General features: G+C 64.5%; 2 protein-coding genes (1 of these 2 cut by a window edge). Both read right to left on the bottom strand.

Going from position 1 to position 19818, the window contains the following annotated elements:
- A protein-coding gene (locus J3P90_RS08115) for a non-ribosomal peptide synthase/polyketide synthase (protein WP_434676082.1) crosses the window boundary here: on the bottom strand, positions 1-7225 show its 5' portion. Its footprint begins 6338 nt before the window's first position; the window shows 7225 of its 13563 coding nt (coding positions 1-7225); the start codon lies at positions 7223-7225; its stop codon lies off the left edge, out of view.
- Positions 7225-19818 (bottom strand): non-ribosomal peptide synthase/polyketide synthase, encoded by a 12594-nt coding sequence (locus J3P90_RS08110; protein WP_434676081.1) that lies wholly within the window; start codon positions 19816-19818, stop codon positions 7225-7227. Before J3P90_RS08110 ends, J3P90_RS08115 begins: the two co-directional genes overlap by 1 nt.

Below are 19818 nucleotides of genomic sequence, written 5' to 3'. Positions count from 1 at the left end.
CGTTGACCTGGGTGCGATAGGCCGCGGGGGCTTGCTGCAACAATCGTTGTGTCAGTGCTTTGTCCAGCCGCGTCTGGACTTGCGTCCCATGACACCGACTCAAATCACCTTGCGGGTAGTCGCAAGGCAGGTCGGGGCGAGCGCCGTCCAGTTGCGCCTGCCAGTAAGCGACTTGGCCTTGCAACGCCGCACTGCTGGCATGGGCCTGCAACCGTTGCGCCCAAGTCTGTGCAGACGTGGTCTTGGCCGGTAACGTCGGCATCTGGCCGGCCTGCAATTGGTCGTATGCCTGTTGCAAATCTTCCAGCAGCACCCGCCAGGACACGCCGTCCACCACCAGGTGATGAATCACCAACAACAACCGCTGGCTGCCATCAGCCAGGGTCGCCAGGACACCGCGCAGCAGCGCGCCACTGCCCAGTCCAAGACTGCGCTGGGCGTGTTCGACCAGGCGTTCGAGGGCCGGCGCATCGGGAACCTCGGCGGCCCACAACAGCGGCGAGCGTTGCGACAACGCACGTTGATCGGCCAGGGTGTTATGGCGAGCGATCCAGGCGCCATCCTCATGGGAGAAGGCCAAGCGCAACGCATCGTGATGTTCGACCACGGCCTGCAACGCCTGCTCCAGATGCCCGGCGTGCACCGGCCGCACGCCTTTGAGCAGTACCGACTGGTTCCAGTGATGGGGCTCGGCCATGGCCTGCTCGAAAAACAACTGCTGGAACGGCAGCAGCAGCGCCTCGCCTGTCACCGGGCCCTGGTCGATGACCGGCCCGCCGTCTCCCGTTGTCGCCACGCCGGCCAAACCCTGGATGGTCTGGTGCAGGAACAGGTCCTTGGGGCTGAAATGAAGGCCGGCCTGCCGGGCCCGGCTCACCACCTGAATGGAGATGATCGAATCGCCGCCCAGCTCGAAGAAATTGTCGGTCACACCCACGCGCTCGCGTCCAAGCACGCTTTGCCAGATATCCACCAGCGTCTGCTGCTGCGCCGTCATGGCTGCGATGTAGGCCTGGGGATGGGCGCTCGGCTCGGCCTTGGGCAGTGCCTTGCGCTCGAGCTTGCCGTTGGGGCTGACCGGCATTTTTTCCAGCCACACCCAGTGTTGCGGCACCATGTAGTCGGGCAAGGATTGGCTCAGATGTTCCCTGAGGCGTGCTTGCAGCGCCTGGCGAACGGCGCCATCGGCGGCGAGCAGCTCGGCGCGCGCCGGCACCAGATAAGCCACCAGCAGCGTGCCGTCCTGGGCCAGGACCACGGTTTCGCGCACGGCATCGTGTTCGGCCAGGCGCGCTTCGATTTCACCCAACTCGATGCGCAGGCCACGGATCTTCACTTGATGGTCGATCCGCCCGGCGTATTCGATCACGCCGTCGGGGCGATAGCGCGCCAGATCGCCGGTCCGATACAAGCGCTGACCATGGCCGAACGGCCCGGTGACGAAGCGCTCGGCGGTCAACGCCGCGCGTCGGTGGTAACCCCGCGCCAGCCCTTCGCCCGCCAGATACAACTCGCCGGTCACCCCCACCGGAACCGGCGACAATTCATCGTCGAGAATGTAGGTGCCGAGGTTGGCGATCGGTTGGCCGATGGGCACGCTGTCGCGGCCCTCCTCGACACAGGTCCAGTGAGTGACGTCGATGGCCGCCTCGGTCGGGCCGTAGAGGTTGTACAGGTTGGCGTTCGGCAATTTGGCGAACACCTGCTGCTGGGCATCCACCGGCAGCGCTTCGCCGCTGCAGACGATCCGCTTCAAACCGCTGCATTCGGCCACGCGCGGGTCCTGCATAAACGCCTGGAGCATTGACGGCACGAAGTGCAGCGTGGTGATGCCTTGGGCCGTGATCAAGTCGATCAACTGCGCCGGGTCACGGTGGGCGCCCGGCGCGGCCACCACCAGCGTCGAACCGGTCAGCAGCGGCCAGAAAAACTCCCACACCGACACGTCGAAACTGAACGGTGTCTTTTGCAGCACGCTGTCCGAGGCATCGAGGCCATACGCCTGTTGCATCCAGCACAGCCGGTTGACCAGGGCGCGATGGCGATTGCCCGCACCCTTGGGCTTGCCGGTGGAGCCGGAGGTGTAGATCACGTAAGCCAGGTTTTCGCCGTGGACTTCGACGCCTGGATTGCCGACGCGGTTGGCATACAAGCCGTCATCGGGCAGGTCCAGCACCAGGCTGCGCAGCCCTACCGGAATCGGTAAGGAATCGATTAAATGTCGCTGAGTCAGCAGCAAGCCGATGCCGCTGTCGTCGAACATGTAGGCCAGGCGATCGCGCGGATATTCGGGGTCCAGGGGCACGTAGGCGCCGCCGGCCTTGAGGATCGCCAACAGCCCCAGCACCATCTCCACGGAACGCTCCACGGCGATGCCCGCCAGCACGTCGGGGCCGACGCCCTGGTCGATCAACCGATGGGCCAAACGGTTGGCCCGGGCGTTGAGTTCACGGTAGCTCAGGCGCTGCTCGCCGAAGACCAGCGCAGGCGCGTCCGGGGTCCGGCGCACTTGCTCCTCGATCAGGCTTTGCACGCTGCGGTCGAGCGGGTAATGCTGCGCCGTGGCGTTCCAGTCGCTGAGCATGTGCCTGCGCTCGTCCTCATCCAACAGCGACCACTGCACCACCGGGCGATGCAGGTCGCGCACCAGCTCGTGCAACAGGTTGAGCCAATGCCGGGCCATGCGCTCGATGGTCGCCGGCTCGAACAGATCCGTCGCATAGGTCAGGGCCGCGTGCAAGCCCTGCGGGCCCTCGACCGTGTCCAGGCTCAGGTCGAACTGCGCGGTACGCTGCGTCCAGCCCAGGGGCTCGACGCAAAGGTCCGGCAAGGCATTGGCGAACGCCGAATCGGTTTCGTTGCGGTGGTTGAACATCGCCTGGAACAACGGGCTGTGGCTGAGGTTGCGCTGCGGCTGCAAAGCATCCACCAGTTGCTCGAAAGGCAGGTCCTGGTGCATCTGCGCGGCCAGGGCCGTCTGCTTGAGCTGCTGCAACAGAGCGGCGCCGGTCAGCCCATTGTGAAACTCGCTGCGCAGGACCTGAGTGTTGACGAAGAAACCAATCAGTCGCTCGGTTTCCAGTCGTTGACGGTTGGCGATCGGCACGCCGACGCGGATGTCGGCCTGGCCGCTGTAGCGGTGCAGCAGCGCCTGGAAAGAGCCGAGCAACAGCACGAACAGCGTGACGTTTTCCCGTCGCGCCAGGGCCTTGAGGTTCGCGCTCAAGGAAGCGTCCAGCCTGATCGGCAGGCGTGCGCCGCGCAGGCTTTGCTGCGCCGGGCGCGGACGGTCGGTGGGCAGTTCCAGCAGCGGTTGCTCACCGCCCAGTTGCCCGGACCAATAGGCCAATTGGCGATCCCGCTCACCGGCCGCCATCCACTGCCGCTGCCAGACGGCGTAGTCGGCGTATTGCATCGCCAATGGCGGCAGATGCGCTTGCTGGCCTTGGACGAACGCCGAATACAGGCTCATCAGGTCATCGACCATCACCTGCAAGGACCAGCCATCGGAGACGATGTGATGCAGCGTCAGCACCAGGATGTGATCCTGCTCATCCACCTGCAGCAGTGCCACGCGCAGCAATGAATCAGTCAACAGATCGAAGGGGCGCTGTGTCTGCTGTTCGACAAAGGCCTGGATCTCATCCTCTTCCAGGCGCTGCTCGACGAAGTCGACCTCACCCTGTTCGCGAATGACTTGGCAGGTGTGCCCATCCTCTTCGACGAATACGGTGCGCAAACTTTCGTGACGCGCCACCAGCGCGGCGAAACTCTCGCGCAGCGCATCCTTGTCCAGCGTGCCGCGCATCCGCAGGGCCGTGGGGATGTTGTAGGCGGCGCTGTCGGGGTCCATTTTCCACAGGAACCATTGGCGTTCCTGGGCAAACGACAGCGGCAGCGGCGCATCGCGGGGCACCGGTACCATCGCCGGGGCCTGTTCGCCTGGCGTGGCCTCGAAGGATGCGACAAACGCCTGCAAGGTGCTGTGTTCGAACAAGCTGCGCAGCGGCACCTCGATGCCCAGCACCCGACGGATTCGCGAGACCACTTGGGTCACCAGCAGCGAATGCCCGCCCAATTCGAAGAAGTTGTCCTCCAGGCCCGCGCGCTCAAGCTTGAGCACGTCCTGCCAGATCGCCGCGACTTGTTGCTCGACCTCACTGCGAGGCGCCACGTAGGCCTGTTGCAGATCGCTGGCGTCGGGCGCCGGCAAGGCCTTGCGATCGATCTTGCCATTGGGTGTCAGTGGCAATCGGGCCAGGAACAACAGGTGCGCCGGGACCATGTAGTCCGGCAACTGCGCCTTGAGGGCTGCCTTGAGCGCGACGCGCAACGGCGCATCGGGCTCCGGCACCGCGCCGCTGGCAGGCACGACGTAGCCCACCAGTTGCGCACCGGTCGGGCCCTCGTGGGCGACCACCACGGTTTCGCGCACGCTGTCCTGGGCCAGCAGCGCGGCTTCGATTTCCCCGAGTTCGATGCGCAGGCCGCGGATCTTCACCTGATGGTCGATGCGGCCGAGGTATTCGACCACGCCTTCGGGGCGATAGCGGGTCAGGTCGCCGGTGCGGTACAGCCGTTCGCCGGCGGTGGAAAACGGGTCCGGTACGAAGCGTTCGGCGGTCAGCCCCGGGCGCTGGAAATAACCACGGGCAAGGCCGGCGCCGCCGATCAGCAGCTCACCCGGCGCGCCGGGCGGATTGAGGGTCAGGTCGCCGCCGACGATGTACAGCGCGGTATTGTCCAGCGGCTGGCCAAGGAACGGCCGGTCGCGCTCGGGGCTCAATGGATGCGCGGCCGACCAGATGGTGGTTTCGGTAGGGCCATAGAGGTTCCAGAGCTTTGGCGAAAGCGCCAGCAGTCGCTGCGCCAGTTCCTGGGGCAAGGCTTCGCCGCCGCACAGGAATGTCCGGCCGGCGAGCACCGATGCCCGCTCATGGTCGAGCAGCATGCGCCAGCTCGACGGCGTGGCTTGCAGCACGCTGATGTCGTGATGCTCGACCAGCGCCAGCACCGCTTGCGGATCCTGATGCACGTTCTGCCCGGTCAGGACGATGCTGGCCCCGCCGCAGAGCGGCCCGTAGATTTCCAGGCCGAAAATATCGAAGGAGAAGGTCGTCAGCGACAACATGCGATCGCTGGCCGCGAGCCCCGGCTGGGCGATCATGCTGGTGATGAAATTGCTCAGCGCACCATGGCGCACCATCACGCCCTTGGGCTTGCCGGTGGAGCCGGAGGTGTAGATGACGTAGGCCAGGTGCTCGCCGGTCGGCGATACGGCCGGGCAGGTTTTCGGAGCCTCTTGCAGCGCGGCGTCCCGCTGATCGAGCAGCAGGGTCCGGAGCGTCGACGGGATCGGCAATCGCGCCTGCAAACGGGCCTGGGTCAGCAGCAACCCGATGCCGCTGTCTTCGATCATGTAGGCCAGGCGATCCTCGGGATACGCCGGGTCCAGCGGTACGTAGGCGCCGCCGGCCTTGAGGATCGCCAGCAGGCCGACAATCATCTCAATGCTGCGCTCCACCGCGATGCCCACCAGCTCGCCAGGGGACACGCCCAGATCAATCAAGCGGTGGGCCAGTTGATTGGCGCGGGCGTCCAATTGCCGGTAGCTCAGGGATTGTCCGTCCACGGTCAGTGCCAGTGCGTCGGGGTTCTGCTGCGCCTGTTCAGCGATGCGCTGGTGCACGCACACGGCTCCGGCGCCGTGGTCGGCGACGCGCAGCCATTGCTGTTGCGTGAATCGCTGTTGCGCCGGGTCGAGCAGCGGCAGTTCGCCGACCCGCTGGCGGGGTGCATCGACAATGCCTTGCAGCAGGTTTTGCCAATGCGCGGCCAGGCGCTCGATGGTCTGCGGTTCGAAGAGGTCGGTGGCGTAGGTCAGCTCCGCAACGATGCCCTGCTCGGTTTCGTAGGTACCGAGGGTCAAGTCGAACTGGGCGGTGCGCCCTTCCCACGTCAGGTCCTCGACGCGCAGTTGCGGCAGGTGCGTCTGCCGGCGACCCTTAGCATCGGCGTTCTGGTGGTTGAACATCACCTGGAAGATCGGGCTGTGGCTGAGGCTGCGCTCTGGTTGCAACGCCTCGATCAGTTGCTCGAAAGGCAAATCCTGATGGGCCTGGGCCGCCATGGCCGCTTGCTTGACCTGGGCGAGCAAGCCGTCGAATGGCTGCTGCCCATCGACGTGGGCGTTAAGCACCTGGGTATTGACGAAAAAGCCGATCAGCCCTTCGGTCTCGACCCGGTTGCGGTTCGCCGTCGGCACGCCGACGCGGATCTGCGGCTGGCCGCTGTAGCGGTGCAGCAACGCCTGGAACGAGGCGAGCAAAACCATGAACAGGCTGGCGCCTTCTCGCTGGGCCAGTTGTTTCAGCGAGGCAGCCAGCTCCGGCGCCAGTGTCAAATCCAGCCGCGCGCCACGAAGGCTTTGCACCGGGGGACGCGGATGATCGAACGGCAGCTCCAGCACCGGTTGCTCGTCGCCCAGGGTCTGCACCCAATAGGCCAACTGGCGCTCACGCTCGCCGGCTTCCAGCCAATGGCGCTGCCAGATGGCGTAGTCGGCGTATTGCACCGGCAGCTCCGGCAATACAAGCGGCTGGCCGTCTGTGTCGGCGGCGTAACAGCGCACCAGTTCGTCTACCAACACGCGCATCGACCAGCCATCGGCAATGATGTGATGCTGGATCAGCACCAGCACGTGGTCGTCCTCGGCGGCTTTCAACAGCGAAACCCGCAGCAACGGCCCCTGGCGCAAATCGAACGGACGCGCGGTTTCGCCTTCGACGTATGCCTTGATGCGCGCGTCCTCGCTGATCGGTGAACCAGCAGGCAGCGCCTCGACAGCGATGCTCAGGGGCATCTGCCGGTGGATAACCTGAACGGCTTGCTCGCCGTGCTCGCTGAACGTGGTGCGCAAGCTTTCGTGGCGCTCGACCAAAGCGTTGAAGCTGCGTTCCAGCGCCGGCACATCCAATCGACCTCTGAGGCGCAGGGCGCTGGGGATGTGGTAGGCCGAACTGTGCGGCTCCATTTGCCAGAGGAACCACTGACGCTCCTGGGCGTAGGACAGCGGGATATGCTCGAACCCGGAACGCACCTCGGGGATCGGCAGGTTGGCCGGCGAGACGCCCTCTTCCAGCATCTTCTCAAGGTACAGCCTGCGTTTGTCCAGCGGCAGAGTGATAAAGCGCTTGGCGACCCTCAAAGCAACACTCTTGTCCATCAGACTTCCTCCATTTCATCAAGCAGGGCGTCCAGCTTGTTCAGTTTCTCTTCATTGATTGGCCCGTCCGTGCTGTCGAGTCGGGCGATGAAATCCTGCAGGACGGGGTACTGGAACAGCAGTTGCGGGGTCAGGCTCAACCCCAGTTCGAGGGCCATGCGCGAGACGGCGGTGACCGCCAGCAGCGAGTGGCCGCCCAGCTCGAAGAAGTGATCGTTCAGGCCCACGCGCTCGACGGTGAGCACCTGAGCCCAGATCGCCGCGACTTGCTGTTCCAGTTCGCTGACCGGTGCTTGGTATGCGTTTTGCGATCGCCCGGCCTCGATGCCCGGCAACGCCTTGCGGTCAAGCTTGCCGTTGGGGGTCAACGGCAGGTGATCGAGGAACAGCCAGTGCGCCGGGATCATGTAGTCGGGCAGATGCTCCTTGAGGCGGGCTTTGAGTGGATCGCGCAGGGTGTCGGCATCCGCCGAAGCCACCACATAGGCCACCAACTGCTGCCCGCCCGGCCCTTCCTGGGCCAGCACGGCGACTTCGTTGACCTCGGGCTGCTGCAACAGCCGCGCCTCGATTTCCCCCAGCTCGATACGGAAACCACGGATCTTCACCTGATGGTCGATGCGGCCCTGGTATTCGAGCACGCCGTCGGCGCGGTAACGGCAGAGGTCGCCGGTGCGGTACAGGCGTTCGCCGGTGGTGGAGAACGGGTTGGGCACGTATTTTTCGGCGGTCATCGCCGCGCGGCCAAGGTAACCCCGGGTGATGCCCGCGCCGCTCAGGTACAGCTCAGCCGACACGCCCTGGGGGACCGGTTGCAGGTTGGCGTCCAACAGGTAGCTGGCGGTGTGCTTGAGTGGGCGACCGATATTGGCCGTGCCACCTTGGGTGCGGCGGGTCCAGGTTGAATAGGTGGTGTCTTCCGATGGGCCATAAAGGTCATAGACATGCTCAATCCCCTGTGGGAGCGAGCCTGCTCGCGAAGGCGTCCTGTCAGTTTGCATCGGATTGCCTGACCCACCGCTTTCGCGAGCAGGCTCGCTCCCACAGGTTAGGGGTGTTGGGTAGAGGGCATCCACCAGGCTCTGCTTCAGCGGCTCACCGGCCAGGTTGATGATGCCATGGACATGCTCCCCCCCTTGTGGGAGCGAGCCTGCTCGCGAAGGCGTCCTGTCAGTTTGCATCGGGTTGCCTGACCCACCGCTTTCGCGAGCAGGCTCGCTCCCACAGGTTAGGGGTGTGGGGTAGAGGGCATCCACCAGGCTTTGCTTCAGCGGCTCACCGGCCAGGTTGATGATGCGCACGCTCTGAGGAATTTCCCCACTGCGCTGCAACGCGGCGATGGCCGAGGGCACGGTGTTGATCAGGCGCACCTGGTCGCGGGCCGGCAGGTGCGGCAGTTCCAGGGCATTGCGGGCGATGATCAGCGAACCGCCGTTGGCCAGGGTCACGAACAGCTCCCACACCGACAGGTCGAAACACACCGAGGTCGAGGCGAGTACGCCTTGGATGTCGTCGCGGCAGTAGACGGTTTTCGACCAGTCGATCAGCGCCAGAACGTTGCGGTGGGCGATGGCCACGCCTTTAGGTTTGCCGGTGGAACCGGAGGTGTAGATGACGTAGGCGAGGTTGTCCGGTGTGACCGCTGTGTCCGGCGCTTTCAAGGGATATGAGGTCAACTCAACCCGATCCAGCATCAGCACTTCGGTTCCAGCCGGAACGGTCAACGTCTGCGCCACAGCCTGCTCGGTCAACAGCACCTTCGCCCGACTGTCGTCGAGCATGTAGGCCACGCGCTCGGCCGGGTAATCCGGGTCCAGAGGCACGTACGCGCCGCCAGCCTTGAGCACCGCCAGCAAGGCGATCAGCAGTTGCTCGGAGCGCGGCATCGCCACGCCCACGCGCACTTCCGGGCCGACGCCCAGCTCGATCAGTTTATGGGCCAGGCGATTGGCGCGGCCGTCGAGTTCGCTGTAGCTCAGGCGAATATCATTGAACGTCACCGCCAAGGCATCCGGCGAGGCTTCGGCTTGGCGGGCAATCAATTGATGGATGCATAGGTCTTGCTCGAACGGCGCATCCACCGGATTCCAGTCATGGATCAGGCGCTGGTGTTCATCGAATTCCAGCATCGACAGTTCACCCAAGCACCGCTCGCCATTAGCCGTCATCTGTCCGAGCAACTGAGCCAGATGCGCCGCCAACCGCTCCACGGTAACCGCCGAGAAACTCGCCCGCTGATAACTCATATGCACCGACAACTGCCGCTCCAACCCCACCAACAGCGTCAACGGATAGTTGGTCTGCTCCTGGGTGATCGGCGAACCGAAGCGCAAACCGTCCGGCGCCCCCTGCTCCAAGGCCTCGGCGATCGGGTAGTTCTCGAACACCAGCAAACTGTCGAACAACGCCTCGCCGCCCTGCCCGGCCCAGCGCTGGATGTCCAGCAACGCGGTGTGCTCGAACTCGCGCAAGGCGAGGTTCTGCGCTTGCACCGCTTGCAGCCAGCTGTCCAGGGACTGCTCGGCCCGAGGGCTGGCGATCACCGGCAAGGTGTTGATGAACAGGCCGATCTGCTGCTCGATGCCGGGCAGGTCCGCTGGACGACCGGCGACCGTCGCACCGAAGGCAACCGTTTCCCTACCGGTATAGCGCTGCAACAGCAGCAGCCACGCCGCCTGCACCAGCGTGTTCACCGTGACTTTCGAGGAGCGAGCGAAGGCTTCCAGGCGACGTGTCAGCGACTCGTCCAACACCTGAATATGATCGCCATAACCGACACCAGAGTCCGTCGGTTTGCCAACCGCATCGGCCAGCCGCGTGGGCGCCTCCAGGCGCTGCAAGACAGGCTTCCAGAACGCCTCGCTGGCCGCCGCATCCTGGCATTGCAGCCAGGCGATGTAGTCCCGATAACGACCGCCCGATACGGCAACGGATTGCCCGCTGTAGCGTTGCAGCACTTCGCCAAGCAGTTGCGAATTGCTCCAGCCGTCCATGAGGATGTGATGGTGGCTGTAGATCAGGTGATAACGCTGCTCGTCGAGACGCACGATCATCAGCCGCATCAGGGCCGGCGCACTCAAGTGAAGTTGCTGGCGTTCGGCATCGGCCAGGGCCCGCAGGGTCTGGTCAGGCGATAACTCACCGCGCAGATCCTGCACGTTGTAAGGCAGTTGTAGGTACTTGCTGACCACTTGCACCGGCGCCGGCAAATCACCCTGCCAGACAAACCGCGTGCGCAGGATGTCATGGGCATCCACCGCCGCTTGCCAGGCCTGGCGGAAGCGTTCCGGGTCCAGCCCTTCGACGTCCAGGCGCAGTTGGTTGATGTAGTCGCCGCTCGCGTCGCCATACACACCATGGAACAGCATGCCTTGTTGCATCGGTGACAACGGATACAGGTCGACGATCTGCGCTGGAGGCAGCGCCAGTCCGTCCAGTTGCTGCTGGTTCAGGCTCGCCAGCGGGAAGTCCGACGGCGTCACGCCGCTGTGCTCGCCCCGGCAGCAATGCTCGATCAGCCGCTGCAGTTCCATTCCATAATCGTCGGCCAGCGCCTGGATGGTGGACTCGTTGAACTGCTCGCGGCTGAAGGTCCAGCCCAGGTCCAGTTCGCCGCCGAACACCTGGCCGTTCAAGGCCAGCGCATTGGACAGCGGTGCTTCGGCGTCCAGCTCATCGCCGGCGGCTTCGTCGGCCGGCACGAACAAAGCGCCGTCGGCTTCGTTGAAGCTGGCGTCGAACTGGCCCAGGTAGTTGAAGGTCAGGCTGGGCGTCGGCAGCCCGGCCAGGATCGCCCGCGTCGCGTCATCCGCCAGATGGGCCAGGGCGCCGAAACCGAGGCCCTTGTCGGGCATCGCCCGCAGTTGTTCCTTGATCTGCTTGAGGCAATCGCCCAAGTCCGCCCGAGGCGTGAGCCGCGCCGGGTACAGGCTGGTGAACCAGCCGACGGTGCGAGTCAGATCGACGTCGTCGAACAAGGCTTCGCGGCCATGGCCTTCAAGCTGGATCAGCGCACTGTCGCTGCCGGTCCAGCGCACCATCACCCGCGCCAGCGCGGTGAGCAGCAGGTCGTTGACCTGGGTGCGATAAGCCTTGGGCGCGTCTTGCAGCAGTTGCCGGGTCAGCGTGGCGTCGAGTCGTGTGCGCACCGTCACGGCCAGGCGGTTCTGCTGGCCGCCCGCCGGGTTATCCATCGGCAACGAGGCATCGACGTCTTCGAGCTGGGCTTGCCAGAACGCCAGTTCCTGCGCCAGCCGGTTGCTGCCGGCATGCGCTTGCAGGCGCTCGGCCCAGGCCTGCGCGGAGGTGGTCTTCAGCGGCAGTCGCAGCGCCGCACCGCTGGACAACTGACGATAGGCGGTTTGCAGGTCCTCGAACAGGATTCGCCACGACACGCCGTCGATCACCAAGTGGTGCACCGCCAGCAACAACCGCTGGGTACCATCGCCCAGCGTCGCCAGGACTGCCCGCAGCAACGGCCCATCTTGCAGGTCCAGGCTGCGTTGGGCCTCATTGGCGATGCCTTGCAAGGCCTGCGCATCAGGTGCGTCCACAGTCCAGAGCAGGTCTTGGCATTGAATGTCGGCGAGACGGTAAACCGCCCTCCAGCCTTCGGCCTGCTCGGTGAAGCTCAAGCGCAGGCCATCATGATGCTCTAACAACGCATTCAAAGCCTGGTTCAAAACCGATGCATCCAGGCGTTCGGTCGCCTTGAGCATCACCGCCTGGTTCCAGTGATGACGCTGCGGTATCGCCTGTTCGAAGAACACCCGCTGCACCGGCAACAGCGCCAGTTCACCGGTCACCGGACCCTGATCGATGACTTGGGCGGCTTCACCCTGGCGAACCACGGTGGCGAGTGTTTCCAGGGTCTGGTGCTGGAACAGGTCCTTGGGCGTGAAGTGCATACCGGCCTGGCGGGCGCGGCTGACCAACTGGATCGAGACGATGGAATCGCCGCCCAGTTCGAAGAAATTATCCCGCAGGCCCACGCGTTCAAGCTTGAGCACGTCCTGCCAGATCGCCGCCAGTTGCTGTTCCAGCGCAGTGCGCGGCGCCAGGTAGGCGTGTTGCGATTGGCTGGCGTCGGGCTTGGGCAGGTTCTTGCGGTCGAGCTTGCCGTTGGGGGTCAGCGGCAGGCATTCGAGCAGCAGCAGATAGGCCGGAATCATGTGCGCCGGCAACGTCGCCTTGAGCTGCTCACGCAAGTGCTCGGCGAAGTCTTCACGGGCAGGTTCTGCCGCCACCACATAGGCGACCAGACGCTTGCCGCTGCCGGCGGTGCCTTCCTGGGCCACGACCACCGCTTCGCGCACGCCATCGAGGGCTTGCAGACTGGCTTCGATTTCACCGAGTTCGATGCGGAAACCACGGATCTTCACTTGGTTGTCGATGCGGTCCAGGTAATCGAAAGTGCCGTCGGCGCGCTGGCGCACCAGGTCTCCGGTGCGATACAGCAAGCCGCCGGCGCTGAACGGGTCGGCGACAAAACGCTCGGCGGTCAGCCCCGGTCGGTTCAGGTAACCGCGAGCCAATCCCGTGCCGCCCAGATACAGCTCACCGGCCATGCCTTGGGGCAACAGGTTAAGGTTGGCATCGAGCACGTAGGCACTGCGGTCGCCGATGCGGCTGCCGATGGGCGCGTAGGCAGCGCCACAACACGCCTCGCGACCGGCCTTCCAGATCAGTGGCGTGACCACCGTTTCGGTCGGACCGTAACCGTTGATGATGTACTCAGGACGCAAGGCGCGCTTGACCCGCTCGAAACTGGCGTTGGGCACCGCGTCGCCGCCGAAGCAATAGATGCGCACCTTCGGCGGGTTGCCTTCACGCTCGGCGTGCTCGGCCAGTTGTTGCAGGTACACCGGCGGGAACGCCACCACCGTCACACCGTGCTCGTGCATGGCGTTGTAGGTTTGCTCCGGGGTCCACAGGCTGTCGTCGCGAATCAGCAGCGACGCACCGTGGGTCAGGCTGGTGAGCCAGCGCTCGTGGGCGCCGTCGAACGCGAACGACATGAAATGGAATTCGCAATCGCTGTCGCGCATTTCATAACGCTCGCCAATGGCCTGGCAGTGCATCGCCAGCGGACCGTGGGCCACGCTGACACCCTTGGGGTTGCCAGTGGAACCGGAGGTGTAGATCACGTAGGCCAGGTTGTGCGGGTCGGGTTGGACGTCGGGCGCGCTGGTCGGCAGTTCGCGCAGATCGATACGGTCCAGTTCCAGCAACGGCAACGACTCATCCACGGGCAACTGGGCCGATACCGAGGAATCGCTGACCAGCAGCGCCAACCCGGCGTCCTTCATCAAATAAGCCAGGCGTTCGCGGGGATAGCTGACGTCCAACGGCACGTAGGCAGCGCCGGCCTTGAGCACCGCCAACAGCGTGACGATCACCTCTTCGCTGCGCGGCAGGGCCACGCCGACTCGGGTTTCCGGGCCGACGCCGCGGCTGATCAAGGTGTGGGCCAGTTGGTTCGCGCGCCGATCGATCTCGCCGTAGCTGACGTGTCGGTCGTTGAAAATCACCGCCGTGCGTTGCGGGCCCTCGGCGGCCAGCGCGGCGATGCGCTGGTGCACGGGGATGTTTACCGGGTACGGCTGCGGGTGGTTGTCGGCACGTTGGCGCGCATGTTCGGCACCGCTGGCCAGGGCGATTTCACCCAGATTGCGTCCGGCGTCCTGGCTGAATTGCTCAAGCAGATGCAGCAGATGAGTGCCGATGTGATCAATCATCTCGTCGGCGAACTGCCGACGCTCGTAACTGAAGTGCAGCGCCAATTGTTCGCCGAGGGTAACCGCCACGCTCAGGGCGTAATGCGTCTGCTCACGGTTGGCAACGTCGCCGAATGTGACATCGCTGGCAGTGCCTTGCTGCAAAGCCTGGGCAATCGGATAGTTTTCGAATACCAAGAGGTTGTCGAACAGCGCCTCGCCGCCCTGCCCGGCCCAACGCTGGATGTCCGCCAGCGGCGTGTGTTCGAACTCCCGCAGGCTCAGGTTCTGGTCCTGCACCGTTTGCAGCCACTGGCCGACCGTCTGGTCCGGACGCGGGCTGCCGATGACCGGCAAGGTGTTGATGAACAGGCCGACCTGCTGCTCGATCCCCGGCAGATCCGCCGGGCGACCGGCAACCGTCGCGCCAAACGTCACGGTCGGGTGCCCGGTATAGCGTTGCAGCAACAGCAGCCAAGCCGCTTGCACCAGCGTGTTTAGGGTGATTTTCTGCTGGCGGGCAAACGACTCCAGTGCCTGGGTGCGCGGCATGTCGAGGATCAGGAAATGATCGCCGTGACCGCTCTCGCCGCTGTCCGAGGCCGCGCGGGCGAGTCGGGTCGGCTCTTGCAACGGGGCCAGCTGTGCGCTCCAGAAATCCTGGCTGAGCTGGCCGTCCTGGCGTTGCAGCCAAGCGATGTAGTCGCGATAACGCCCAACAGTGCTGGCCGGGGCGCGGCCGTTGTAGCGCTGCATCACCTCGCCGAGCAACTGCGAGTTGCTCCAGCCATCCATCAGGATGTGGTGATGGGTGTAGATCAAATGCCATTGCGCCGCTCCGGTCTGCACCAGCACCAGGCGCAACAGCGGCGCCTGGCTCAAGTCGAAACCTTGGGCACGCTCGGCCTCGGCCAACGCGGCGAGGGCGTGGGCCGGGTCGGCATGCTCGCGCCAGTCCAGCACCGTGAACGGCAACTGCACCTGCTTGTGAACGATCTGCAGCGGTTGCGGCCATTCACCTACCCAGACGAAGCCGCTGCGCAAAATATCCTGCGCCGCGACAGTGGCCTGCCACGCCGCACGGAAGCGCTCGGCATCCAGGCCTTGCACGTCCACCCGCAATTGATTGACGTATTCGCCAGCCGCCTGCTCGTACAACGTGTGGAACAACAAGCCCTGCTGCATCGGCGACAGCGGATAGACATCATCCAACTGACCGGCCGCCACTGGCAGATGATCGAGTTGCGATTGGGTGATCCGCGCCAGCGGAAAGTCCGACGGCGTGGCTTGCGGTTCAGCCAGGTTGACGCAATGGTCGATCAGCGCCTTGAGCTCGACGGCGTATTGATCGGCCAGTTGCTGCACGGTCGTGCTGTCGAACATGTCACGGCTGAAGCCCCAGCTCATCGCCAGTTCGCCGCCATGCACCTGCCCTTCCACCGTCAGCCAGTTGGCCAGCGGTGCCGTCGGGTCCTGGGCGACGCCACTGCCTTCGCCGGACGGCAGGAACAGCGCCGCCTCATCGAACTGGCGGTCGAACTGGCCGAGGTAATTGAAAGTGATGCGCGCAGGCGCCAGATCCGTCCATTGAGCTTGCACCGACGTCGCTGCCAGATGACGCAGCACGCCGTAGCCCAGGCCCTTGTCCGGGACGCTGCGCAGTTGCTCCTTGATGGTCTTGATCGAGCCGCCGATGTCGTCGGTGGCGGTCAGCTTGACCGGGAACAGGCTGGTCAGCCAACCCACCGTGCGGGTCAGGTCGATGTCATCGAAAAGGTCTTCGCGGCCATGACCTTCGAGCTCGATCAATGTGCTTGGCTGCCCGCTCCAACGGCTGATGGTGCGGGTCAGCGCGGTGAGTAGCAGGTCGTTGACCTGGGTGCGATAGGCAGCGGGCGCCTGTTGCAGCAGTTGCCGGGTCAGTTCGGCCTCCAGGCGCCATTGGATTTTCTCGCCGTGGATGTTTTGCAAGCTGCCCTGCGGGCGTTCGCATGGCAGGTCCCACGCGGCCTCGTGCTGGTTTTTCCAATAGGCCGACTGGTCATCGAAGCGCGATGCTTCGGCCCTCAGACGCGCCGTCCAACTCTGGAAGGCGCTGGTCTTGGCCGGCAACGTAACGCCGCCACCGGCCGCCAGTTGCTCGTAGGCCTGCTGCAAATCTTCCAGCAGCACGCGCCATGACACGCCGTCCACCACCAAGTGATGGATAACCAGCGCCAGGCGCTGGCTGCCGTCGGCCAGGTTCACCAGCATGGCGCGCACCAGTGGCCCGTCTTGCAGGTCCAGGCTGCGCTGCGCCTCGTCGCACAGCGCATTCAGGTGCTCGATGGATCGGGCATCGCGTTGCCACAGGTCGGCGCTTTGCAAAAACGCGGCATGGCTCTGCCGCCAACCGTCGGCGTCTTCGACGAAGCGCAGGCGCAAGGCGTCGTGGTGGTTGATGACGCAGGTCAGCGCCGCGTCGAGCCATTGTGCATTCATCGGTTCGCGTGGGGTCAGCAACAGCGATTGGTTCCAGTGTTCGCGGGCCTGCATCGCCTGGGCGAAAAACTGCTGCTGGATCGGCCCGAGCATGGCATCGCCAGTGACCGGACCTTGGTCCAGGGCGCTGTGGTTGTCGTGGCGGGCGACCAGCGCCAGGCTGCGCACGGTCTGGTACTGGAACAGGTCGCGGGGATGAATATGCACACCAACCTGTCGTGCGCGGCTCACCACTTGGATGGAAATGATCGAATCGCCGCCCAGTTCGAAGAAGTTGTCTTCGAGACCGACGCGCTCAACGCCAAGCACGCTCTGCCAGATTTCAGCCAAGACGGTTTGCAGTGCATCTTGCGGGGCGATGAATGTTTGCCGGGGCGCGGCGTCGGGTTGTGGCAAGGCCTTGCGATCGAGCTTACCGTTGGCGGTCACGGGCAGGCCGGCCAATGGCATCAGGTAGGTCGGCACCATGTATTCCGGCAGGCCGACGAGCAGCCAGGCCTTGAGGTCCTGTTGCCACTGCTCGTGCGGGTCGCCGTTTTCCAGCACCAGGTAGCCCACCAGATGCTTGCCGTCCTGCACCAGTACCACGGCCTCGCGCACCAGTGGATGTTGCACGAGACGGGCTTCGATTTCCCCCAGTTCGATGCGCAGGCCGCGCAGCTTGACCTGATGATCGAGACGGCCAAGGTATTCGATCACACCGTCGGCGCGCTGGCGCACGCGGTCGCCGGTGCGGTACAGGCGCGCGCCGTCATGGAACGGGCACGGCACGAAACGCTCGGCGGTCAGCGTCGGACGCTGGTGATAACTGCGCGCCAGCCCCGCCCCGCCCAGGTACAACTCGCCCGCCACGCCCCACGGTACCGGCGACAGATCGGCGTCGAGCACATGGGTACGCAGGTTGGCGATGGGCTGGCCGATCGGTACGCAATCGGTGCCCTCATCTACGCAAGTCCAATGAGTCACGTCGATGGCCGCTTCGGTCGGGCCGTACAGGTTGTAGAGCGCTGCGTCCGGTAGTTTGGCGAAGACCTGCTGCTGCGCATCCAGCGGCAAGGCTTCACCACTGCAGACGATACGCTTCAAGCTTTCGCAGGATTCCACGCCAGGTTCATGGATGAAGGCCTGCAGCATCGACGGCACGAAGTGCAGCGTGCTGATGCGATGACGGTTGATGCTATCGATCAGTTGCCGCGGATCACGATGGGCACCGGGCGCGGCAATCACCAAGCGTGCTCCGGTCATCAGCGGCCAGAAGAACTCCCACACCGACACGTCGAAACTGAACGGGGTTTTCTGCAACACCGCGTCGCTGCCATCCAGGCGATACGCCTGTTGCATCCAGCACAAGCGATTGACCAGTGCCGCGTGGCTGTTGCCCGCGCCCTTGGGTTTGCCGGTGGAACCAGAGGTGTAGATCACGTAAGCCAAGTTCAGCGGGTCGACCGCGACGTCGGGTCGACTGTCGCTGTAACCGTCGAGCCAACCGTCCGGTTGGTCGAGCGCGATGACCTCGATCCCCTCGGTCGGCAGCTCCGCCGACAGCGCGCGCTGGGTCAGCAGCAAGCCGATGCCGCTGTCCTCGATCATGTAGGCCAGGCGATCCTGCGGATATTCCGGATCCAGCGGCACGTAGGCGCCGCCGGCCTTGTGGATCGCCAGCAGGCCAAGCACCATCTCAACCGAACGCTCGATGCAGATGCCCACCAAGCTGTCCGCTCGTACACCGCGTCCGCGCAGCAGATGGGCCAGACGGTTGGTGCGGGCATCGAGCTGGGCATAGGTCAGGCTCTGGTCGCCAAACATCAGCGCCTGAGCGTGCGGAGTGCGCGCCACCTGGGCTTCGATCAACTGATGCATGCACAGTTCGGTCGGGTAGCGTTGGGCCGTGGCGTTCCAGTCATAAACCAGAGTGGCGTGCTCGTCGGCATCAAGCAGCGCCAGCTCCCCGACACGCCGGGACGGATCGGCAATCATCGCCGCGAGCAATCGCAGCCAATGCCGCGCCATGCGCGCGACGGTCGGCGCCTCGAACAGGTCCTCGGAATAAGTCAGCGCGGCGCGCAACGTGCCTGCTTTTTCGTAAGTGTCCAGGGTCAAGTCGAATTGGGTGGTGCGGGTCTGCCACTCGATCATGTCCAGTTCCAGCCCGGACGCCGTTCGGATCGTGGTGACATCCGCCACTTGGGGCTGATGGTTGTACATCACCTGGAACAGCGGCGTATGGCTGAGGCTGCGCTCCAATTTCAATGCCTCGACCAGGCGCTCGAAAGGCAGGTCCTGGTGGGCCTGGGCACCGAGCGCGGTCTCCTTGACCCGGCGCAGCAACTCGTCGACCCGGATCTGGCCATCCAATTCGGTGCGCAGCACCTGGGTGTTGACGAAGAAACCGATCAGGCCTTCGATTTCGTCGCGGTTGCGGTTGGCAATCGGCACGCCCACGCGGATGTCGGACTGGCCGCTGTAGCGATGCAACAGCACGTTGAACGCGCCGAGCAGCAGCATGAACAGCGTGACGCCCTGCTGCTGGGCCGTGCTGCGCAGTTGCTCCGCCAACCCCGGCTCGATGGCGAATTCATAACGGCTGCCGCGATAGCTTGGCATGGCCGGGCGCGAATGGTCGGTGGGCAATTCCAGCACCGGATGCTCATCACCCAACTGGGCCTGCCAGTACGCCAGTTGTCGGCCCTGCTCACCGGCCTCCAGCCAACGGCGCTGCCACAGCGCGTAGTCGCTGTACTGGATCGGCAAATCGGCCAGTTGCGGCGGCACGCCGGCTTCGTGGGCGTCGTAGCAGCGGATGAACTCTTCGATCAGCACGTTCATCGACCAGCCATCGGAGACGATGTGGTGCAGGGTCAACAGCAGTACGTGCTCCTGCGCATCGAGCTTGAGCAACTCGACCCGCAGCAAGGGGCCGCTGGACAGGTCGAAGGGCCGCATCGATTGTGCTTGCGCAGCCTGGCGCACCGCTTGCTCGCGATTGCATGCCGGCAAGCCGCTGAGGTCCTGATGCTCGATCAGCAGCGGCGCATCGGTCGCCACTTGCAAGAGGCTGTCGTCGGCCTGGCGCCGGAACACCGTGCGCAGGGTTTCATGACGCGCCACCAAACTGGCAAAAGCCTGCTCCAGCGACGACAGACTCAACGCGCCCTTGAGCCGCACCGCCCCGGGCAGGTTGTAGGCGCCGCTGTCGGGATCCAACTGCCAGAGAAACCACATGCGCTGCTGGGCATAGGACAGGGCCTGGCGATCCTCGGCTTCGACGCCCTGGGGAATGGGAAAGCTGCTGAAATCCACGCCCTCCTTGTCCAGCGCCGCCAGGAACATCTGGCGCTTGTCCAAAGGCAACCCGATAAACCGGCGAGCAAGTTTCAAGGCGTTTTCAGCATTCAT

The organism is Pseudomonas sp. D3-10 (assembly GCF_051132175.1).
Taxonomy (GTDB): Bacteria; Pseudomonadota; Gammaproteobacteria; order Pseudomonadales; family Pseudomonadaceae; genus Aquipseudomonas.
The sequence above is the reverse complement of the archived record's forward strand: the minus strand, read 5'-3'. Positions and strand labels throughout refer to the sequence as shown.

Coding starts and splice junctions, on each gene's coding strand:
- J3P90_RS08110 (WP_434676081.1), bottom strand. CDS start 19,818: ATGAATGCTGAAAACGCCTTGAAACTTGCTCGCCGGTTTATCGGGTTG.